We start from the raw sequence: 20101 nt of genomic DNA on the forward strand, positions 1-20101 counted from the left end.
CTGTGTCGGGAGCGGGCGTTCTGGTTAGATTGCCACGTCGGCGCCCCGGTCAAGCGCTATTCCGTCTCAAGCTCCGCCGTTTCGCGCAGCCTGCCAATGGTCGGCCATGCGGTCCATCAACTGGCGATAGCGGCGGTCGGTCCGCATCAGCTTGCGCACCGACTTCCCGTTGCGCGGATCGGCCAGCATCCAGCCCTCCGCCGCCGCCTGATGCTCGGGGTGGATGGACAGCAGATAGATGGCCGCTTGTTCCGGGGATGAAACCATCTTTTCCGCCAAACGCTCCAGGATCGCGCCGACATAGAGCGGGAGGACCTTGCGGAAATCCTCCGGCCCGCCGTCCGCGTCCGCAGGCTCCGCCGGGGAGGCGTCGTCGCTCATCAGGGCCTGCCGTTCGGCGGCCGGCAAGGCGAAGAAGGCGTCGAGACCCAGCAGCAGGTCGCAGACCGTCTTCTTGCGCACCAGCCAGTTCGACCCGCCCGACACCCGCGCCGCCAGCCCCTCCAGGAATGGCCGCAGCTTTTCGGGCGACGTTTCGAATACGGAACGGGTGGGCGGGGCGATGGTGGTCATTTCGGTTTCCAAACAGACGTTTAACGGCGAGGGATCAGCCAGCCAGAACCTTCATGGCGTCCTGGTGGGTCTGCGGGTCGCCGGCGGCGATCACCCGGCCGCTGGAGTTTGCGTCGAGCGGTTTGCCCTCCCAATCCGTCATCAGCCCGCCGGCCCCGGTCACCACCGGCACCAGTGCCGCGAAGTCGTAGAGCTTCAGCCCCGATTCGACGACGAGGTCGTAATAGCCCGACGCCAGCAGGCCGTAGGTGTAGCAGTCGCCGCCATAAGACGCGGTCTTCACCTTGGCCGCGATGCGGCGGTAAGCCTCGTAATCGCTGCCGGGGAACAGGTCGGGGGAGGTGGTGCCGAACATGGCCGCACGCAGACCGCCGGGGCAGGGGCGCACGCGCACCGGCTGGCCGTTGTGGGTGGTCGGCCGGCCTTCGACGCCGATCCAGCGGTCGCCGACGATGGGCTGGTCGATGATGCCCATCACCGGACGGCCACGGTGCAGCAGCGCGATCAGCGTGCCGAAGATCGGCCGGCCGGTGATGAAGGACTTGGTGCCGTCGATCGGGTCGATCACCCACACCCATTCGGCGTCCAGGTTCTTGGTGCCGTGCTCCTCGCCATAGATGCCGTCATCCGGGCGCTGGCTTTCGATGATGGTGCGGATGACATGCTCCGCCTCGCGGTCGGCGATGGTGACCGGCGAGGCGTCGGCCTTGTCGTCGATGGCGACGGGGGTGCGGAAATAGCGGCGGACCACGCTGCCGCTGGAGTCGGCCAACCGCTGGGCGAGCGCCACCATCGGGGCGGGGCAGGGTTCGGTCATGGTCGCTCCTTGAAGCTGCTGTCGATATGAGTGCCGCATCCTAACGGCGTGGGCCCGCCCCGGAAACCCGAAAGCGCCCTGCCCACGCTGCCGGAGGCGGAGCCGCCGCAGAACAACCGGTCTGGGGGCAACTGGCCTTAAGGCGGGGCTTTCCGCCCGTCACGGCTTGTGGCAGCCTCCATCGGCCATGACGAACCGACCCAACATCTACGCCGCCACGCCGATCGACCGCGCCTCCCTCCGCCGCAAGGACGAGGATTGGCTGACGGAGGCCTGGCTCGCCCCCGCATCCCGCGTCCTGCCGGTCTGGCAGACCAAGAGCTTCGTCGCCGGCCCGACCGATGCGCCGCGCGCCGTGCTGCTGCCCGCCGAGGGGGTGGAGGCGGTGCCGATCTTCCTCGGCCTGATGGAGGATGGCGCTCCGCTCTTCGCCGTCGACCTGTCGATGGTGGAGGAGCCGGACGCTCTGCCCACCCTGCAGGGCCACGGCCGCTTCGAGGATCTGCGCGCCGCCGGTCCGCTGATGCCGGAGGGGGAGGCGGCTCTGTGCGCCTACGCCCGCGGCATGGTCTGGTGGAACGCCCGCCACCGCTTCTGCGGGGTCTGCGGTTCTCCCGCCGCGTCGGCGGAGGGCGGCCATGTGCGGCTCTGCACCAACCCCGACTGCGCCACCCACCATTTCCCGCGCACCGACCCGGCGGTGATCATGCTGGTCCATGACGGCCGCGACCGGATCGTGCTGGGCCGCCAGAGCCGCTTCCCGCCCGGCATGCATTCGGTGCTGGCCGGCTTCGTCGAGCCGGGCGAAAGCCTGGAGGACACCGTCGCCCGCGAGGTGTTCGAGGAGGTCGGGCTGACCGTGACCGACATCCGCTACCGCTCGTCGCAGCCCTGGCCCTTCCCGTCGTCGCTGATGCTGGGCTTCACCGCGCGGGCCACCAGCTTCGACATCGACACCGGCAACGACGAGCTGGAAAGCGCCCGCTGGTTCGACCGCGACTTCCTGCGCAGTCACACCCCGGACGAGACCTTCCGCCTCGCCCGCACCGACTCGATCGCCCACCGCCTGATCCGGGAATGGATGGCGGAGGGGTGAGGCGGGTCAGTGGATGAACAGCTTCACGAAGATGCCGATCTGAAAGGCAAGAACGAAGCCGAGCATCCACTTCATCAGAATCATGTCGGACTTCGATCCGCGATCTTCGGAACTTGGCATGTCAGTCGAGGTCCGGATGCGGACCGGGGCCGGGCCAGAAGCGGTCTTCCAGTGCCCGCCCGCCGTAGGGATTGAGCAGCGGGAAGGTCCCGGCGGGAAGGCCGGTTTCCAGCGCCGCCTTCTGGACGGCCCGCTTGTAGATCTTGGCATCCTCCAGCAACTCGGCGAGCAGCGGACGCAGGCTGGGACTTTCCTCTACCAAGTCTTCAATGCGATTGCGCTGTTCGTCGATGGTTCCAAGCCAGCTGCCCGTGCGCATCGCCGGCTGGAACTGGTACTTGAGGAGATGGGTGAGCAGCACTTCAAGCCGGCTGCAAAGTGCTCGCCGTATAGCCTTTCCCATGTCCTCCAGCTCTTCGGCCAGGTTGGCGCGATCCAGCGCGGTAAGACTGCCCGACCGAAGCAGCGCCGTTTGGCGTTCAATCCAGGCGACGAAGTCCTCGTCGTAAAGTCCGTTGTCCGCCGTGTCGGAAGCGAGCTTGGCCGCCGGAGCCGGCGGCTCCGGACGCGGCGTGGACATGCCTCGGATGATGCGCATGGTCGGCCTGACGTATGGCGGGAATTGCGGGGTTCACCCAGCATAGCACAGGACGTCAGGCCGGACATACCGGGCATGAGTGGGCATCCGCCCCCCTCCTCAATGCCGCCGCTGCGGCCCCGCGGCGCGCGCCGGGGATGTGCGGCGGTCGAAGGGGTTGGGGTGGCGGGTGCAGGTGTCGTTGTACAGCGTCATCAGCGACGCCGCCTCCGCCGGATGGCGGCGGTCGGCGTTGCACAGATTGTCCCACACCATCTGGCGGACGGCCGCGTCGCCCCACGGCTCGTGCAGAAGCGAGGCGCCCTTTTCCAGGGCGGTCATGAAGGGGAGATGTTCGTGGGCGGCGATCTGCGCCACCTCCTCCGCTTCCAGATTTGCGAGGCCCAGACAATCGTCCATTGTGAGCATGGCAACCTCCATCCGTGGCGCCATGGCCGTCGGCGGGGTTTCACCCGTCAGCCGCCGTGGTGTTTTGTTGTATTTGTAAGCGTATGAAGCCGGTGCTTGCCGGTCTTCATTGTATAGCAACTTCCGCTAATCTTGCCCAGCACTCGCCGGGCGCGGCCAAGGCTAAGTCGCGTCGCTGCGGCGGAATGACGCGCGACTTGGCCGCAGCTGCGAAAAGACTTGCGGCGTTGCGGGAGAGTGCCGCCGGGAGTCCGTCAGTCCTCGCCGACGCGCTGGCTTTCCTGGTAGCGGAAGGGATTGGCCGGATAGACGCCGAGGATCTTCACCTCGCGGGCGAAGAAGTCCAGCTCCTCCAGGGCGAGGCGCAGCGGGCGCTCGTCCGGGTGCCCCTCGACGTCGGCGTAGAACTGGGTCTGGGTGAAATGGCCGCCGACCATGTAGCTTTCCAGCTTGGTCATGTTGATGCCGTTGGTGGCGAAGCCGCCCAGTGCCTTGTACAGCGCGGCCGGCACGCTGCGGACGCGGAAGACGAAGGTGGTGATCGTCTTGCAGGAGCCCAGCGCCGGCAGCTTCGGCTCGCGCGCCAGGATCAGGAAGCGGGTGGTGTTGTGGGCGGCGTCCTCGATCCCGCTCTTCAGGATGTCGAGACCGTAGATCTCCGCGGCCAGCGAGGAGGCGATGGCGGCATGGCGCGGGTCGTTCATCGCGGCGATCTCCTTCGCCGCGCCTGCCGTGTCCGCATGGTTGATCGGCTGCAGGCCCAGGCTACGGATGGCGGTCTGGCACTGGGACAGCGCCTGTATGTGGCTGCGCACCGTCTGGATGCTGTCCAGCGTGGCGCCCTTGGGCGCCAGCAGCTGGTGGTTCACCCGCTGGAAATGCTCGCCGATGATGTGCAGGCCGCCGTCCGGCAGCAGATAATGGTTGTCGGCGACGCGGCCGGCGATGGAGTTCTCCACCGGGATCATCGCCAGCGACGCCCGATCCTCGCGCACCGCGGCGAAGGCGTCCTCGAAGGTGGCGCAGGGCATCGTCGTCATGGTCGGCCGCGCGTTGCGGCAGGCCAGGTCGGAATAGGCGCCGGGGAAGCCCTGGAAGGCGATGATGTTGGTCGTGGGCATGGACGGAGTTCCCCCGGCGGATCTTGAAGGCGGGTCTGTAGGGCGTCAGCCGCCCTTGCGGGCGGACGGCATCGGGTTTCAGCCGCCCTTGCGGGCGGACAGGAGGGCGCAGGCACGCTCCAGGTCGCCGGGAGTATCGACACCCAGGGGAACCGCGTCAACGACCGCCGCGTCGATGCGCATGCCGTCCGCCAGCGCGCGCAGCTGCTCCAGCCGCTCGCGCTGCTCCAGCACCGACGGCGGCAGCGACACGAATCGCTCCAGCGCCGCCCGGCGATAGGCGTAGAGGCCGATGTGGTGGTAGAGCGGCCCGTCGCCGGTCGGCGCGGTGGCGCGGGTGAAGTAGAGTGCGCGGCCCTGCCGGGCACCGGCCGGCAGCTCCAGCACCGCCTTGACCACGTTGGGGTCGGTTCGCTCCTCCTCCCGCGCGATCTCCACCACCAGGGTGGCGATGTCGACCGCGGGGTCGGCCAGCGGCGCGAAGACGGTGCGCACGCTCTCCGGCTCGATGGTCGGCAGGTCGCCCTGCACGTTGACCACGGCGTCGTGCCGCCCCTCCGGGTCGATCAGCCGCAGCGCCTCGAAGATGCGGTCGGAGCCCGAGGGATGGTCGGGGCGCGTCAGCACCGCGGTGCCGCCGGCGGCCTCGACCGCGCGGGCGATCTCGGCTTCCGCGCAGGCGACCACCACCGGGCCGATGGCGGCCTCCATGGCGCGGCGCAGCACATGGACGATCATCGGCGCGCCCAGGATGTCGGCCAGCGGCTTGCCCGGCAGCCGGGTGGAGGCCATGCGCGCCGGGATCACCACGATCGGGTTGGCGGGACGGGTCGGGCTGGAGGCGGTCGGCATGGCGCGGAAGCTCCGGGGAAAAGGGCATCGGGTCCGCCAGGGCGGGCCGGAGGGGGGTGTCGCGGGTGAAACACGGGCGCCGGTGCGGCGTCAAGTGCCGCCATGATCCGAATGGGGGGTGTTTTGCGATGCAGCGTGCTGCGCAAGTAAATTAAGAGGTTGGTGACTGCGACAAATTTGTATGCGACCTTTTTTCGCGGTCCGCCGGGCTATGACAAGCTTCGGACCGCGGGCTATGGTAACCGCGGCGCGTTCAGCCGCGGGCGGGAGAAACGCCGAGTGCACTGAAATCAGGGAAAAAAGGGGCTCATCAATGAGCATGGAGTGGAACAAGGTTTTCGGCGCGGTGCTGCTGGCCGGGCTGATCGCGATGCTGGCCGGATTCGCGTCCAAGGTGCTGGTTCATTCAAAGCCGCTGGAAAAGAGTGTCTACGTCGTCGCGACTCCCGAGGGGGCCGCACCCGCCGCCGACAAGGGTGCCGCTCCCGCCGGCCCGGCGCCGATCGCCCCCCTGCTCGCCGCGGCCAGCCCGGAGACCGGCCAGAAGGTGGCCAAGGCCTGCGCCGCCTGCCACAGCTTCGACAAGGGCGGCGCGAACAAGGTCGGCCCGAACCTGTACGGCATCGTCGGCGGTCCGAAGGGCCACATCCAGGGCTTCAGCTATTCCGACGCGCTGGTGAAGACCGGCGGCAGCTGGACCTATGACGATCTGAACAAGTTCCTCTACGATCCCAAGGGCTATGCCCCCGGGACCAAGATGACCTTCGCCGGCCTGAAGAAGGACGAGGACCGCGCCGCCGTCATCGCCTATCTGCGCTCGCTGGCCGACAGCCCGCAGCCGCTGCCGCAGTAAGGGCAAAGGTACATGAAAAAGGCCCCGCTCTCGCAAGAGGGCGGGGCCTTTTGTTTGGCCGATCTGCAGGCGGTGCCGCCTATCGGCGCAGGCCGCAGACGATCTCCAGATAGTCGGGCTCGTTCTCCGGGGTCAGCCAGCCGTGGCGGATCAGGAAGTCGGTCACCACGAGGTTGACGTTGAACTTCCAGTCGCCGGTGCCGCGCACCGACTCCGCCACCTTGTCCAGCGGCCAGAGCTCGAAGACCTCCACCTCGCCGTCGGTGTTGACCGGGGTGAGGCCGGGCGGAAGCTCCAGGTCGTAGACGAACAGGCGGTCGCGTTTCAGCCCGGCCGGGGTTTCCATCGTGTAGCTGATGGCGCCGACCGGCACGGCGCGCCGCGCGGTCTCCGCATCGAGCCCGGCCTCCTCCGCCGCCTCCTTCTCCAGGTTCTCGGCCAGCGTCAGGCCGATCGGCTGGCCGCCGGCGATCAGGTTGTCGAGCTGGCCCGGCGCCACCTCGCGGTCGCGGGCGCGGCGGCCGACCCACAGCAGCAGCCCGCCCGCCCCATTGCCGGCGGTCTCGTCGCGCACATAGCCGTTGATGTGCAGGCCGAAGGCCTCGATGCCGAAGGCACCGACGGCGGCACGGTCGAGACGGGCCAGCGGCTCCGCCCCCCAGCGCGGCAGGACCGGGTAATATTCCCCGCGCAGCGCCGTGACCGTCCCCTGTTCGACCAGATAGGCCGCGGCATGGTCGAGCAGGGTCGAGCGCGCCTCGAAATCGCGGATCTCAGGGGCGATGGTCAGCCGGTCGGGGGTGACGACGAAGCCGGGATCGACGCCGGGCAACGCCTCGGCCAGGGCATGGCGCACCCAGCCCACAGTGTGGCCGTCCAGCTCGAAGGGGCGGAAGCCGGACAGGTCGTGCGCGTTGCACGCGCGGATGTGATCGAGGAAGCTCATGGTTTCCATCTAAATCGGGCTTGGGCGGCGGTGCAACCGCTCATCCAGGGCACTCCGCACCGGCGCACCGAACGCTTTGGGCATCTTGCGCCGTTTTGGTTGCCATCGTACACAGGTTCAGTCACGAAATGACCGCCGGCGCCCACCGCCGGGCGGTTGCGCAGCGAAAGGGCGAGGCGTGGTGGCGGACCGATCGGCTGAGGGCGCGGTTGCGCAGGAGACGGAGACGCCCTTCGGCGCCCTGTCCGTCCTGGTGGTCGAGGACGAATCCTTCACCCGCATGGTGCTGGCGAAGATGCTCGGCACCTTGGGCGTCCAGGCGGTGCATCAGGCCGCCGATGGCGAATCGGCGCTGGCCGCCGTCGCCGCCCATGCCCCCGATCTGGTGCTGTGCGATGTGGAGATGCAGCCGATGGACGGCTTCGGCTTCGTCCGCGCGCTGCGCGCCAGTCCCGAGTCCCGCAGCCGCACCCTGCCGGTCGTCTTCATGAGCGGCCGCGTCGACGGCGACCGCGAAGCGGCGGCACGCGCCAGCGGCGCCACGTTGGTCCTGGCCAAACCGGTCACCCCCGCCACTCTGCGCGTCGCGCTGTCCGATGGGATGAGGGCGGCGCAGCCGTCCTGACGATTGCCCGCCCGGCGGGTATTGTCCGAAAGCCCGCTTTACAATTCGCGATTGCCCGATTCGGCGGCACTCCGCGGGTGGCGCCGGCCATGCCTAAAAAATTCCCATTCTGTGGCAAGCCTGCCAAGTGCTTGAAACAGTTCGGCAATCGAACGGTAACCATCCACCGCGCCCCATGGGCGCCCCACCGTTACCCAATTTCCGCCTTGTTGATGGGGACGATTGGGACGCAACATGATCTCTAAGAGGTGTTGCGGTGCCCCGGCCACGAGATGAGGTCGACCGCAATTCTCCTTACGGGATTTTGTTAAGGTTTGGAGCTCAGCATCGACGGTAAGTCCCTGCACCGTGCTTGGTCGAGGCGGTGCGCTTTCCAGAGGAGGCCGATGGCGTGATCAAGAGCGCCCGATCGAACCGCAACGGGTCGAATCTCGAAGGGCTACTCTCCCCGACCGGACGGGCAACGACGATTGCCGCCGGTTTCACGCCGTCTCTCTCCGATACTGTCCGTTGTCTTTCGCCGAACCTTCCCCACGCGCGGCCAATGCGCGCGCAGGTTGAGAGGGTGCGCTCGCCGCACCAACTCTGGCCGTGGGACCTAGGTCCTATGGCAGAGGCCGCTTCCACAGCGGGCTTTCCGGCTATGGAGCCTGAGTGCCTGGAAAGCTCCAGGTGGAGCATTACATTCAAAAATGACTCGTTCGGGGGTTGCCGCGTCGCAGGACGCACCGCTCCCGGCCTTTACAGGACCGTTCCTTACACCAGACCGCTGGCTTCTACCGCTGAGCGGGGAGGCTGCGGACCCCGCGCGGTCCGCCTCTCCCCTGGAGTGCCCCTTGGATCGCGGCATGCGCCGCGGCCTGCCGCCGCAGCCACCGGCGGCGCCCCGGCGCATCGGACCAGATAAGACGGAGCGACGAATGTTCCCGGCCGACGAACTGTTCACGCGCTACACGCAGAATTACGAAACCCGCCGCGAGACCGAGATGTCCCTGATGGACTATCTCCAGCTGTGCCGCGACGACCCCATGTCCTACGCCTCGGCCTCCGAACGCATCCTGGCCGCCATCGGCGAACCGGAGGTGGTCGACACCGCCCGCGACCCGCGGCTGGGACGCATCTTCATGAACCGGACCATCAAGGTCTATCCCGCCTTTTCCGAGTTCTACGGCATGGAAGAGACGATCGAACGGATCGTCGGCTTCTTCCGGCATGCCGCCCAGGGCCTGGAAGAGCGCAAGCAGATCCTCTACCTGCTGGGCCCGGTCGGCGGCGGCAAGTCGTCGCTGGCGGAGCGGCTGAAGTCGCTGGTGGAGAAATGCCCGATCTACGTCCTGAAGGCCGGCAAGGAGATCAGTCCGATCTTCGAAAGCCCGCTCGGCCTGTTCAACCCCGACGAGATCGGCGACGAGCTCGAGGACCGCTTCGGCATCCCCAAGCGCCGCCTGACCGGGCTGATGAGCCCGTGGGCGGTCAAGCGCCTCGACGAATTCGGCGGCGACATCAACCGCTTCAAGGTGGTGAAGCTGCATCCCAGCAAGCTGCGCCAGATCGGCGTGACCAAGACCGAGCCGGGCGACGAGAACAACCAGGACATCTCGTCCCTGGTCGGCAAGGTCGACATCCGCAAGCTGGAGATCTACAGCCAGAACGATCCCGACGCCTACAGCTTCTCCGGCGGCCTCAACCGGGCGACCCAGGGCATGCTGGAATTCGTCGAGATGTTCAAGGCGCCGATCAAGATGCTGCACCCGCTGCTGACCGCGACGCAGGAGGGCAACTATGTCGGGTCGGAGAACATCGGCGCCATCCCCTTCCAGGGCGTGATCCTGGCCCACTCCAACGAGGCGGAGTGGCAGACCTTCAAGAACAACAAGAACAACGAAGCCTTCATCGACCGCATCTGCGTGATCAAGGTCCCCTACTGCCTGCGGGTGGCGGAGGAACAGAAGATCTACGAGAAGCTGGTCAACGGCTCCGATCTGGCGACGGCCCCTTGCGCGCCGGCGACGCTGGAGATGCTGGCCCGCTTCTCGGTGCTGTCGCGCCTGCGCGATCATCCGAACAGCAGCGTCTACAGCAAGATGCGGGTCTATGACGGCGAAAGCGTCAAGGAGACCGATCCCAAGGCCAAGTCGATGCAGGAGTACAAGGACCAGGGCGGCGTCGACGAGGGCATGGGCGGCATCTCCACCCGATTCGCCTTCAAGGTGCTCGCCTCGACCTTCAACTACGATTCGACGGAGATCTCGGCCGATCCGGTCCATCTGATGTATGTGCTGGAACAGGCGATCCGGCGCGAGCAGTTCCCGGAGGAGACGGAGAAGAAATACGTCGAGTTCATCAAGGCCGAACTCGCCCCGCGCTATGCCGAGTTCATCGGCAACGAAATCCAGAAGGCCTATCTGGAATCCTACTCCGACTACGGCCAGAACCTGTTCGACCGCTATGTCGACTATGCCGATGCCTGGATCGAGGATCAGGACTTCAAGGATCCCGACACCGGCCAGCTGATGAACCGCGAACTGCTGAACCAGGAGCTGACCAAGATCGAGAAGCCGGCGGGCATCGCCAACCCGAAGGACTTCCGCAACGAGGTGGTCAAGTTCGCCCTGCGCGCCCGGGCCGCCAATGCCGGGCGCAACCCGTCCTGGACCTCCTACGAGAAGATCCGCGAGGTCATCGAGAAGCGGATGTTCAGTCAGGTCGAGGATCTGCTGCCGGTGATCAGCTTCGGCTCGAAGAAGGACGGCGAGACCGAGAAGAAGCACACCGAGTTCGTCACCCGCATGATGACGCGCGGCTACACCGAGCGGCAGGTCCGCCGGCTGGTCGAGTGGTACATGCGGGTCAAGCAGGCGGGCTGAGTTCGGTAGGCTGCTTCAGCAGGCTGCGGGGCGCGTAATTGCCGCGGGGCGGGGTGTTGCAACGCCCCGCGGCAACCCCACTGTCATAGAATGCTGTCAGAGTTCGAAGGCCGCGTGACGAAACGGGTGGGAGGGCCAGCCCCTTGATGAACATCATCGACCGTCGCCTGAACCCGCAGGGCAAGAGCCTGGCCAACCGCCAGCGCTTCCTGCGCCGCGCCAAGGAACAGGTGGTCAAGGCGGTCCGCGACGCCTCCGGCAAACGGGGCATCCAGGATATCGAGAACGGCGAGAAGGTGACGATCGCCGCCGGCGGGGTGCGCGAACCCTCCTTCCACCGCGCGTCCCAGGGCGGGGTGCGCGACTATGTCGTGCCCGGCAACAAGGAATATGTGGAAGGCGACACCATCCAGCGCCCGGACGGCGGCGGTGGCGGCCGCGGCAGCGAAGGCAGCGCCGACGGGGAGGGCGAGGACGAGTTCCGCTTCGTCCTGTCGCGCGACGAGTTCCTGGACATCTTCCTGGAGGATCTGGAGCTTCCCGATCTGGTGAAGCAGAAGGTCAAGCAGTCGGAATCGCACAGCCTGACCAGGGCCGGCTATTCGGTGTCGGGATCGCCCGCCAACCTGAACCTCGTCCGCACCATGCGGAACAGCCTGTCGCGCCGCATCGCGCTGAAGCGCCCGAAGCGCGACGAGATCCGCGAGCTGGAGGAGATGCTGCGCGAGGCGGAGGAGGCCGGCGAGGATGCCGAGCAGATCCAGGCGCTGCGCGAACAGCTGGAACACATCGTCCTGCGGTCCCGCCGCATCCCCTTCATCGATCCGATCGACGTCCGCTACAACCGCTTCGAATCGGTGCCGAAGCCGATCGCCCAGGCGGTGATGTTCTGCCTGATGGACGTCTCCGGCTCTATGACCGAGCACATGAAGGATCTGGCCAAGCGCTTCTTCATGCTGTTGTACCTGTTCCTGCGGCGGCGCTACCGGTCGGTCGACATCGTCTTCATCCGCCACACCCACGAGGCCAAGGAGGTGGATGAGGAAACCTTCTTCTACTCCACCGAGACCGGCGGCACCGTGGTGTCGACCGCGCTGGAGGAGATGCAGAAGGTGGTGCAGGAGCGCTATCCGGACAGCGAATGGAACATCTACGCCGCCCAGGCGTCGGACGGCGACAACATGTCGTCGGACAACGCCAAGTCGGCGACCCTGCTGCGCGACGTCATCCTGCCGATGTGCCAGTATTTCGCCTACATCGAGGTGGCGGCGGAACACAACATGGGCCTGTCGGCACTGGGCCGCGAGACGGAGCTGTGGCGCACCTACAAGCAGGTGCAGAGCCCGGAACGTCCGCTGGCGATGCGCCGCGTCCGCTCCCGCCGGGAGATCTTCCCGGTCTTCCGCGAGCTGTTCGCCCGCGAGAAGGCAGGAGGCTAATGTGCATTTAGTGGCATTGAAGCTCGATAGCTCTTGAAATTAGCGTAAAGAGCGATCTATCTTCCTCCAAAAGGGGTGGAGGTGTTGATGCCTTTGAAGTTTCTAGAAAATCCCGCATTGCGAGAGTTTTTTTCGAAATATCTTCTTGCCATTTTGTTTCTTGGAGGAGCGGGGTTTTATATTTTTGGATATTTCCGGTTCTTTCATAACCATCTTCCGGACGATATCTATGAATTGTCCAAGAAAATTGCGGAAATGATAATCGTAGGTGGAATTTTTTCGGCGGTTGTAAAATCTAATCTATTTGTTTCCATAATTGGAAGTGAACTGGAAAGGATAGTTTTATCATCCGCTCTGTCGCCAAGTTTGAAAGCTCGCAACGCATTAGCAAATTTTATGATCTTCTGTTACAGGGACTCTCTTCCTAGGCTTGCGCAGGGCTTCGACGCTGAATTTATTAGCTCAGTGTTTCCGACTGGAGAACAATTTTACATTGCATCAAAAGAGATATCGATGAATATATCGTGGCACAACGTTGAAAAAACTAAGGCCTTAGTAAGCCAAAAGCTAAAGATTAAATACTTAGCTTCAGGGCCAGAAACCACTGTTAGGCATTTGGCGGAATATGCGCCAATGATGGGTAATGATATCACGGATTATACGCTTGAATTCAGCCACATATTTGTTGATAATTCTTCTATAGATGGAGCTGCAAGTAAATATGTGAAGGAGAGGACTCAGACAAGAGTCGTTCTTGAGATGTCCGGGAAAGATGAGTATACCGTAGTCCGGAGTTCGAAAGCGCTCTTGGATATCGAAAAAGATCCGGTCATGTTCAATGTTGCGAAAGTTTATGCTCTTAATACTGAAGTAAAAATCGAGTACGACGACAGAGATATGAGCGTATTCTTTACTGAGGTGGGCGTCCCATCCCCCTTTGATGATGTTGAACACGAAACGCAGAGCCCAGGGAAAAAAGTGATTGCAAAGGTATATCCGGGCTTGATTTTGCCAGAGCAGGGGTTTATGGTAATTATAGGAAGGCGTTTTTCTGAAAATTCGCCTTTTGTCAACCAGGAAGGTTCGCATGACGATCAAAGAGAGCATTTAACGGCTAGCTTGTCGTGAGCAATTGAACCGGAAGGCAGGGTGCGAAAGCGCCCTGCCTTTATCTTTAGAGCGCGTTGTGTTTATTTTTGTAGAAATTGCGTTTTTGATTCCTATTTTGAAGAATGGAGAACTTGCAACGACGTTATCCTGTCCAAAAGAGGGTGAGGCGATGCTCCAGGAAATAAAGCCGCATGAACAATCTTCTGGACTTATCTATGACGGCGTCGAGTGGGATTACGACAAGATCAAGCGCGTCTACGACGCCATCGAGCATATCGCGCTGAAGGAGATGGGCCTCGACGTCTATCCCAACCAGATCGAGGTCATCACCGCCGAGCAGATGCTCGACGCCTATTCGTCCATCGGCATGCCGCTGATGTACAAGCACTGGTCCTTCGGCAAGCATTTCGCCCGCGACGAAATGATGTACCGCAAGGGCTATCGCGGTCTGGCCTATGAGATCGTCATCAACTCCAGCCCCTGCATCAGCTACATCATGGAAGAAAACACCATGACGATGCAGACGCTGGTGATCGCCCACGCCGCCTTCGGCCATAACCATTTCTTCAAGAACAACCAGCTGTTCCAGCAATGGACCGATGCCCAGGGCATTCTGGACTATCTGGAATTCGCCAAGACCTACATCACCCATTGCGAGGAACGCTACGGCCATGCCGCGGTGGAGCGGGTGCTCGACGCCGCCCATGCGCTGATGAGCCAGGGGGTGCACAAATACCCGAAGAAGCGCTCCGACCTGCGGACCGAGCAGCGGCGCGAGCGCGAGCGGCAGGAATATCAGGACCAGACCTTCAACGACCTGTGGCGCACGGTGCCGAAGCCGGCCGCCGGCCAGCGTCCCAGCAAATCGGTGTCGGAGCGCAAGAAGCTGCTGGGATTGCCGGAAGAGAACATCCTCTATTTCCTGGAGAAGAAGGCGCCGCGGCTGGAGCATTGGCAGCGCGAGATCCTGCGCATCGTCCGCCACATCTCGCAGTATTTCTATCCGCAGAAGCAGACCAAGGTGATGAACGAGGGCTGCGCCACCTACGTCCATTACCAGATCATGAGCCGCCTGCACGAGACCGGCCAGATCAGCGAGGGTGCCTTCCTGGAGTTCCTGCACTCGCACACGTCCGTCGTGTTCCAGCCGGAATTCGACGACAAGCGCTTCTCCGGCCTGAACCCCTATGCGCTGGGTTTCGCGATGATGCAGGACATCGCCCGCATCGCCGAGAAGCCGACCGACGAGGACCGCCAGTGGTTCCCCGACCTCGCCGGCCGCGGCGACGGCATGGCGGCGGTGCGCGAGGCCTGGGCCAATTTCCGCGACGAGAGCTTCGTCCTGCAGTATCTCAGCCCGCACCTGATGCGGAAGCTGAAGCTGTTCAGCGTGCGCGACGACGCGGAAGACCCCTATCTGCTGGTCGATCACATCCACAACGAACGCGGGTACCGCGACATCCGCAAGAAGCTGGCCCGCCAGTACGACCTGGGCTATCTGGAGCCGGACATCCAGATCGTCGACGTCGACCTTGCCGGCGACCGCAAGCTGATCCTGCAGCACCGCGTCACCAACGGCGTGCTGCTGGACGAGAGCGACGCCAAGGCGGTGCTGCGCCACATCGCCAATTTGTGGGGCTACGAGGTGCAGCTGATCGAGGTGTCGGCCATCTCCGAGGCGATCCTGAAGGAACACGCCGTCACCGCACCGAGCGGGGTCGGGGTGGTGTGATTGGTGACGTGAGGGAGGGCGGTCGGAGTTTGTGGCTTTTCTCGGCCGTTATTCCCGCGAAGGCGCTACGGGATGCATAGATTTCGCATCGGCGAAGAAAATACAGCCTCCGGTGGCGAGAGTCCCTTCTCCCCTTGCGGGGCGGGATGAGGGGTGCGGCTGGCCGAAGGCCAGGGAAATTCAGTTTGCGCCCCCTCACCCCAACCCCTCTCCCGCGAGGGGAGAGGGGCTGTCCTCAATGCCAAGCTGCACGTTTTTTCGCAAGTGCGAGATCTGTGCATCCCGTAGCCCGCGAGGGGAGAGGGGCCTTGCTCGATGCCAAACTGCATGCCTTGTTGCAAGCGCGAGATCTATGCATCCCATAGCGCCTTCGCGGGAATGACGGCCGATAAGGGCCTCTGAATGCCCATGGCCTCTCACCGTTCCGGTTCCGGTTTGATGCCCGCCTCCTTCATCGCGTGCGTCAGGTCCAGCACGACGGTGCTGATGTCCGGGAAGGACAGCGCCACCGCCCGGCGGTCGGGATCCAGCCGCACCACATGGGCGATCTGCCGGCCGCCGACCGGGTGGCCGGCCACCTCCGGTATGTCCGGGCAGTGCAGTTCCAGCCGCAGCTTGCCGCCGACGGCGTGGCTGAATTCCTCCGGCGGCAGATCGACCAGCAGGCCACGCGTCGACCAGTTGATCGTCCGGCAGCGCCGGCCCTCGGCCTCCACCACCAGGACCGGATCCGCGTAGCGGATGGCGCGGCGGCGCTCGACGCCGTTCGGCGGCTTGGCGCCGACGTCGTGCTGGTCCAGCTTGCGCTTGGCCGCCTGCTTGGTGCGGTCGTCCACCCCGTCCTTGCTGGTCATCAGCGTCGCCTGCACGCGCCGTTCGACGCCGTGGCGGAACTCGTCGTCGGCGCCGAAGCGCAGGGCCTTGGCGAACTGGTCCTTGGCCCGGGTCAGCAGGGCGTTGCGCCCCTTCTCGTCGCCGCGATGGCCGCAGCGTTCGGCCTGGACCAGCAGTGAATCGACGCTGCGCTGATAGGCGCCGCGCTGGATGGCGCGGGCCAGTTCGCGGAACTCGGCGGCGCGCAGGCTGGGGAATTCGCGGGTCTTCAGCAGCCCGGCCAGCCCTTCGGCGAGCGTGTCGACACGGGCGGGGTCGCCGGTTTCCGCCTCCCGGCGCAGGCTTCGGATCGACTCCTCCGCCTTGCGAAGAAGCTGGTCTTCCAGTTTACGGCGCTGTTCGGCGTCCATCACGGGCATGGCCCGGCCCTCCCCTCCCCAGGGGCTTTCGTACAAGAATACAGCAGGTGACCGGCGGGCGACAGCCGGCAGTTTGTGGTTAACGGCCAACCTGCTGGGCGCCCCAGTGGGAATGGACCGGATTTCTTTCTGCCGCGGGAGACCCTTCTTATCGGTGGTGACAAGCACGACAAGCGGACGGGAGCGGGCAGGCGATGGGCAAGGACGACGGCAACGCGGCGAAGGCCGAACTGGACCTGGGGCTGCTGAGGACCGCCCTGGCCGGCCTGCTGGAGGAGGAGAGCACGAGCCCGGCCCCCGCCGGCACCGCGCTGGTCGCCATCCTCCGCGGGCGCGGCACCGATGCGGAACCGCTGCGCACCCTGGTGCTGCGGCGGCGCGCGCTGCGCGGCGGGAAGGGCGGCGGCGAGACGGGAACAGGCGATCCGGCGGAGCGGCGCGCCCTGGTCTACAGCCTGACCAAGACCATCCTGGCCGCCGCCGTGTTGCGGCTGGCCGCGCGCGGCACCGTCGAGCTGGACGGGCCGGCGGAGCGCTGGCTGCCGGAACTGGCCGGCCGGCCGGGGGCGGTCACCGTCGCCCAGATTCTGATGCACCGGGCCGGACTGCCCGATTATGGCGGGCGGGCCGACTATCAAGCCGCCGTCGCCGCCGGCGGCGAGCCGTGGAGCGGCGACGAGTTCCTGGCCCGCTGCGGTCTGGCCAACAGTGAGAATGGACCGCCGGTCGGCAGCTTCGCCTATTCCAACATCGGCTACCTGCTGGTCGGCCGGCTGCTGGAGCGGGCCGGCGGTGCCCCGCTGGCGGAGATGCTTGCGCGCGAGGTCTTCGCCCCGCTCGGCCTGTCCAGCGCCGCGCTGCTGCGCGACCGCTCCGACCTGGATGGGCTGTTCTTCGGGCCGGGCCCGGCCTTCGGCGGCCGGCCGGTGGCGGAGGCCTATCATCCCGGCTGGGTGTCGCATGGGGTGGTGGCGATGACGGTGTCCGATGCCTGCCGCCTCGTCCATGGCCTGAGCGAGGACTATCTGCCGGATGCGCTGCTGCGGCGGATGCGCGATGCCCTGCCGGTCGGCGGGCCGATGGCCGGCCGGCCCTGGGTGGAGCCGTCCTATGGCCTGGGCCTGATGATGGAGCTGGATCCGGCGGCCGGACCCTATTGGGGCCATACCGGCGGCGGTCCGGGGGTGACGCCCGTCGCCTACCACATGCCGGGGCCGGTCCCGGTTTCCGTTGCCGTCTTCCTGGACGGCGAGGACGGCAACCTCGCCGAATGGATGGCGGTGGAGGTGCTGCACCGCCTGCGAACCGGGCGTTAGGCGGGCGTCCGCACCCTTCTGTTCATCTCCCGCCGGTGCCCCCGCTTGTTCGGACTTTGCGCGTAACCATCTCCTCTCCAGGGGACAATCCTCCACTCCGGCGCATAGACTTCGGGGTGTGGCGGTGCCGGGGGAAACCGGTATCCGGAAACGAAAATTGGGGAGGACACGCGCATGGGAGAAGCTGCCCGAACTCTGCCCGACCATCCATGGCTGGCCTCCTACCCGCCGACGGTGGACTGGGCGATGCCGATCCCGGCCCGGCCACTGACGGAGCTGCTGGACGGCGCCGTCGCCCGCCATGGCGCCAAGCCCTGCCTGAACTTTCTGGGCAAGCGCACCAGTTACCGCGAGCTGGGGCAGCTGGTCGACCGTGCCGCTCGCGGCTTCCAGGCCATCGGGGTGGGGAAGGGCACGCGGGTCGGGCTGTTCCTGCCCAACACCCCCTATTACGTCATCGCCTTTTTCGGCATCCTGAAGGCCGGCGGCACGGTGGTGAACTTCAACCCGCTCTATGCCGAACGCGAACTGGTCCACCAGATCGGCGACAGCGACATCGACCTGATGGTCACGCTGGACCTGAAGCTGCTGTACGGTAAGATGGCGCGGATGCTGGCCGAGACCGGGCTGAAGCGGCTGGTGATCTGCCGCATGGCCGAGATCCTGCCCTTCCCGAAGAACTGGCTGTTCCCCATCGCCAAGAAGGCGGAGATCGCGGCGATCCCGCGCGACGACCGCCACATCCCCTTCGCCCAGCTGATCGCCAACGACGGCCGGCCGGCGCCGGTCGCCATCGACGCGCGCGAGGACGTCGCGGTCCTGCAATACACCGGCGGCACCACCGGCGTGCCGAAGGGCGCGATGCTGACCCACGCCAACCTCTACGCCAACACCATCCAGTGCGCGACCTGGTACGCGGCGAAGGAGCGCAAGCCCGGTGAGGGCGCCGACGACGGGCAGGAGCGCATGCTGGGCGTGCTGCCGCTGTTCCATGTCTTCGCCATGACCGCGGTGATGAATTTCGGCCTGCATCTGGGGGCGGAGATCGTCCTGCTGCCGCGCTTCGAGCTGGAGCAGGTGATGCGCACCCTGCAGAAGGAGCGGATCACCCTGTTCCCCGCCGTCCCCACCATCTACACGGCGATCAACCACCACAAGCACCTGAAGGACTTCGACCTGTCCTCCATCCGCTTCTGCATGTCGGGCGGCGCGCCGCTGCCGCTGGAGGTGAAGGAGGCGTTCGAGCGCACCACCGGCTGCACGCTGGTCGAGGGTTACGGCCTGTCGGAAAGCTCGCCCGTCGCCACGGTGAACCCGGCGGTGCTGCACAGTGACAAGAAGGGCTCCATCGGCCTGCCGCTGCCCGGCACCATCGTGGAGATCGTCAGCCTGGAGGAGCCGCGCCGCGTGCTGCCGCCCGGCGAGAAGGGCGAGGTCTGCATCCGCGGGCCGCAGGTGATGAAGGGCTATTGGCGCCGCCCGGACGAAACCGCGCAGACGCTGGTCGACGGCCGGCTGCACACCGGCGATGTCGGGGTGATGGACGAGGACGGCTACACCACCATCGTCGACCGCATCAAGGACATGATCCTGTGCAGCGGCTTCAACGTCTATCCCCGCAATGTCGAGGAGGCGATCTACCTGCACCCCGCCGTCGCCGAATGCGTGGTGGCCGGCGTGCCCGACGAGTATCGCGGCCAGACGGTGAAGGCCTATGTCCGGCTGGACGAGGGGCAGAGCCTGACCGCCGAGGAGCTGCACGCCTTCCTGAAGGACAAGCTGTCGCCCATCGAGATGCCGAAAGTCGTGGAATTCCGCCGGGAGCTGCCCAAGACCATGATCGGAAAACTGTCCCGCAAGGCCCTGCTGGACGAGGAACAGAGCAAGCGCGACGCCGCCGCGGCGACTGGCGGGTCCGCATGAGCGGCGCCGAGCGCAAGGCGGTCCGCGTCCGTGTCCAGGGCAAGGTGCAGGGCGTGTGGTATCGCGGCTGGACCGTCGATGCCGCGGGCCGACTGGGCCTGACCGGCTGGGTCCGCAACCGCAGCGACGGCACGGTGGAGGCGCTGTTCGCCGGCCCCGCCGATGCCGTCGACCGCATGCTGGAGGCCTGCCGCCGCGGCCCGCCCTCTGCCGTCGTCCGCGACGTGGTGTCCGAACCGGAACAGGATCCGGGCATGGCCGGCTTCGAACAGCGGCCGACGGTGTGAACCGCGGTAGAAGCCCCTCTCCCCTTGCGGGAGAGGGGTTGGGGTGAGGGGCTGCAAATCCAATAACACCAACGGCCTGCGGCCGCCGCACCCCTCATCCCAACCCGCGGGTCGGCAAAACGCCGTTGGCGTTTGACCGATCCCGCCCCGCAAGGGGAGAAGGGCTACACGTCCGCATTAGCGTTCCGCTAACCATGACGGCGGCATGCTGGCTGGGGTCAGGGT

Annotated in this window: 18 protein-coding genes; 10 read left to right on the forward strand and 8 right to left on the reverse strand. The window is 65.5% G+C overall.

The window, feature by feature from the left end:
• Positions 1-66: 66 nt before the first annotated feature.
• Positions 67-573 (reverse strand): hypothetical protein, encoded by a 507-nt coding sequence (locus tag AZOLI_RS01215; protein ID WP_014246755.1) that lies wholly within the window; start codon positions 571-573, stop codon positions 67-69.
• Between the two features lie 34 nt (positions 574-607).
• Entirely contained in the window at positions 608-1390 is a 783-nt protein-coding gene (hisN, locus tag AZOLI_RS01220; RefSeq protein ID WP_014246756.1) for a histidinol-phosphatase, read from the reverse strand.
• 187 nt (positions 1391-1577) lie between these two features.
• Between hisN and nudC the strand changes: the two genes are divergently transcribed.
• Positions 1578-2486 (forward strand): NAD(+) diphosphatase, encoded by a 909-nt coding sequence (nudC, locus tag AZOLI_RS01225; protein WP_014246757.1) that lies wholly within the window; start codon positions 1578-1580, stop codon positions 2484-2486.
• A gap of 121 nt (positions 2487-2607) precedes the next feature.
• Here the strand turns inward: nudC and AZOLI_RS01230 are convergent, their stop codons facing one another.
• The 4 genes from AZOLI_RS01230 to AZOLI_RS01245 form a co-directional block, all read right to left on the reverse strand.
• On the reverse strand, positions 2608-3144 hold the full coding sequence (locus AZOLI_RS01230) for a DUF29 domain-containing protein (RefSeq protein WP_014246758.1): 537 nt from the start codon (positions 3142-3144) through the stop codon (positions 2608-2610).
• Positions 3145-3243: 99 nt separating this feature from the next.
• Positions 3244-3552, reverse strand: a complete 309-nt coding sequence (locus AZOLI_RS01235; protein WP_014246759.1) for a hypothetical protein — start codon at positions 3550-3552, stop codon at positions 3244-3246.
• Positions 3553-3806: 254 nt separating this feature from the next.
• On the reverse strand, positions 3807-4673 hold the full coding sequence (locus AZOLI_RS01240; RefSeq protein WP_014246760.1) for a prephenate dehydratase: 867 nt from the start codon (positions 4671-4673) through the stop codon (positions 3807-3809).
• Between the two features lie 78 nt (positions 4674-4751).
• Complete coding sequence (locus AZOLI_RS01245) at positions 4752-5525, reverse strand: 3-deoxy-manno-octulosonate cytidylyltransferase (protein ID WP_014246761.1); 774 nt, start codon at positions 5523-5525, stop codon at positions 4752-4754.
• A gap of 313 nt (positions 5526-5838) precedes the next feature.
• Between AZOLI_RS01245 and AZOLI_RS01250 the strand changes: the two genes are divergently transcribed.
• The gene (locus tag AZOLI_RS01250; RefSeq protein WP_014246762.1) at positions 5839-6378 is read left to right on the forward strand and encodes a c-type cytochrome; all 540 of its coding nucleotides are present in this window, start codon (positions 5839-5841) and stop codon (positions 6376-6378) included.
• A 79-nt stretch (positions 6379-6457) separates the two neighbouring features.
• Here AZOLI_RS01250 and AZOLI_RS01255 read toward each other — a convergent pair whose 3' ends face one another.
• Positions 6458-7324: an NUDIX hydrolase gene (locus tag AZOLI_RS01255; protein ID WP_044550286.1), complete on the reverse strand. Its 867-nt coding sequence runs from the start codon at positions 7322-7324 to the stop codon at positions 6458-6460.
• A gap of 181 nt (positions 7325-7505) precedes the next feature.
• Here AZOLI_RS01255 and AZOLI_RS01260 point away from each other — a divergent pair, with 181 nt between their 5' ends.
• From AZOLI_RS01260 to AZOLI_RS01275, 5 genes are all read left to right on the forward strand, one after another.
• Positions 7506-7949, forward strand: a complete 444-nt coding sequence (locus tag AZOLI_RS01260) for a response regulator (protein WP_244442497.1) — start codon at positions 7506-7508, stop codon at positions 7947-7949.
• 920 nt (positions 7950-8869) lie between these two features.
• A complete protein-coding gene (locus AZOLI_RS01265) occupies positions 8870-10816 on the forward strand; it encodes a PrkA family serine protein kinase (RefSeq protein ID WP_014246765.1) in 1947 nt (648 codons plus the stop codon).
• Positions 10817-10962: 146 nt separating this feature from the next.
• Positions 10963-12255 (forward strand): YeaH/YhbH family protein, encoded by a 1293-nt coding sequence (locus AZOLI_RS01270; protein WP_014246766.1) that lies wholly within the window; start codon positions 10963-10965, stop codon positions 12253-12255.
• An 87-nt stretch (positions 12256-12342) separates the two neighbouring features.
• Positions 12343-13383, forward strand: a complete 1041-nt coding sequence (locus AZOLI_RS32225; RefSeq protein WP_162487942.1) for a hypothetical protein — start codon at positions 12343-12345, stop codon at positions 13381-13383.
• Between the two features lie 151 nt (positions 13384-13534).
• Positions 13535-15097, forward strand: a complete 1563-nt coding sequence (locus AZOLI_RS01275; protein WP_014246768.1) for a SpoVR family protein — start codon at positions 13535-13537, stop codon at positions 15095-15097.
• A 416-nt stretch (positions 15098-15513) separates the two neighbouring features.
• Here AZOLI_RS01275 and AZOLI_RS01280 read toward each other — a convergent pair whose 3' ends face one another.
• A complete protein-coding gene (locus AZOLI_RS01280; protein WP_014246770.1) occupies positions 15514-16350 on the reverse strand; it encodes a PilZ domain-containing protein in 837 nt (278 codons plus the stop codon).
• A 194-nt stretch (positions 16351-16544) separates the two neighbouring features.
• Between AZOLI_RS01280 and AZOLI_RS01285 the strand changes: the two genes are divergently transcribed.
• From AZOLI_RS01285 to AZOLI_RS01295, 3 genes are all read left to right on the forward strand, one after another.
• A complete protein-coding gene (locus AZOLI_RS01285; protein ID WP_014246771.1) occupies positions 16545-17666 on the forward strand; it encodes a serine hydrolase domain-containing protein in 1122 nt (373 codons plus the stop codon).
• A gap of 174 nt (positions 17667-17840) precedes the next feature.
• Positions 17841-19589 carry a long-chain-fatty-acid--CoA ligase gene (locus tag AZOLI_RS01290; protein WP_014246773.1) on the forward strand — a complete coding sequence of 583 codons (1749 nt, stop codon included), beginning with the start codon at positions 17841-17843 and terminating at the stop codon, positions 19587-19589.
• On the forward strand, positions 19586-19876 hold the full coding sequence (locus AZOLI_RS01295) for an acylphosphatase (RefSeq protein ID WP_014246774.1): 291 nt from the start codon (positions 19586-19588) through the stop codon (positions 19874-19876). The genes AZOLI_RS01290 and AZOLI_RS01295 overlap by 4 nt, the downstream gene beginning before the upstream one ends.
• Positions 19877-20101 lie beyond the last annotated feature (225 nt).

It is taken from the genome of Azospirillum lipoferum 4B (genome assembly GCF_000283655.1).
Lineage (GTDB): Bacteria > Pseudomonadota > Alphaproteobacteria > Azospirillales > Azospirillaceae > Azospirillum > Azospirillum lipoferum_C.

Excerpts from the sequence above, each read along its gene's own strand:
- AZOLI_RS01215 (WP_014246755.1), bottom strand. The coding sequence starts at position 573 with ATGACCACCATCGCCCCGCCCACCCGTTCCGTATTCGAAACGTCGCCC.
- hisN (WP_014246756.1), bottom strand. The coding sequence starts at position 1,390 with ATGACCGAACCCTGCCCCGCCCCGATGGTGGCGCTCGCCCAGCGGTTG.
- nudC (WP_014246757.1), top strand. The coding sequence starts at position 1,578 with ATGACGAACCGACCCAACATCTACGCCGCCACGCCGATCGACCGCGCC.
- AZOLI_RS01230 (WP_014246758.1), bottom strand. The coding sequence starts at position 3,144 with ATGCGCATCATCCGAGGCATGTCCACGCCGCGTCCGGAGCCGCCGGCT.
- AZOLI_RS01235 (WP_014246759.1), bottom strand. The coding sequence starts at position 3,552 with ATGCTCACAATGGACGATTGTCTGGGCCTCGCAAATCTGGAAGCGGAG.
- AZOLI_RS01240 (WP_014246760.1), bottom strand. The coding sequence starts at position 4,673 with ATGCCCACGACCAACATCATCGCCTTCCAGGGCTTCCCCGGCGCCTAT.
- AZOLI_RS01245 (WP_014246761.1), bottom strand. The coding sequence starts at position 5,525 with ATGCCGACCGCCTCCAGCCCGACCCGTCCCGCCAACCCGATCGTGGTG.
- AZOLI_RS01250 (WP_014246762.1), top strand. The coding sequence starts at position 5,839 with ATGAGCATGGAGTGGAACAAGGTTTTCGGCGCGGTGCTGCTGGCCGGG.
- AZOLI_RS01255 (WP_044550286.1), bottom strand. The coding sequence starts at position 7,324 with ATGAGCTTCCTCGATCACATCCGCGCGTGCAACGCGCACGACCTGTCC.
- AZOLI_RS01265 (WP_014246765.1), top strand. The coding sequence starts at position 8,870 with ATGTTCCCGGCCGACGAACTGTTCACGCGCTACACGCAGAATTACGAA.
- AZOLI_RS01270 (WP_014246766.1), top strand. The coding sequence starts at position 10,963 with ATGAACATCATCGACCGTCGCCTGAACCCGCAGGGCAAGAGCCTGGCC.
- AZOLI_RS32225 (WP_162487942.1), top strand. The coding sequence starts at position 12,343 with ATGCCTTTGAAGTTTCTAGAAAATCCCGCATTGCGAGAGTTTTTTTCG.
- AZOLI_RS01275 (WP_014246768.1), top strand. The coding sequence starts at position 13,535 with ATGCTCCAGGAAATAAAGCCGCATGAACAATCTTCTGGACTTATCTAT.
- AZOLI_RS01280 (WP_014246770.1), bottom strand. The coding sequence starts at position 16,350 with ATGCCCGTGATGGACGCCGAACAGCGCCGTAAACTGGAAGACCAGCTT.
- AZOLI_RS01285 (WP_014246771.1), top strand. The coding sequence starts at position 16,545 with ATGGGCAAGGACGACGGCAACGCGGCGAAGGCCGAACTGGACCTGGGG.
- AZOLI_RS01290 (WP_014246773.1), top strand. The coding sequence starts at position 17,841 with ATGGGAGAAGCTGCCCGAACTCTGCCCGACCATCCATGGCTGGCCTCC.
- AZOLI_RS01295 (WP_014246774.1), top strand. The coding sequence starts at position 19,586 with ATGAGCGGCGCCGAGCGCAAGGCGGTCCGCGTCCGTGTCCAGGGCAAG.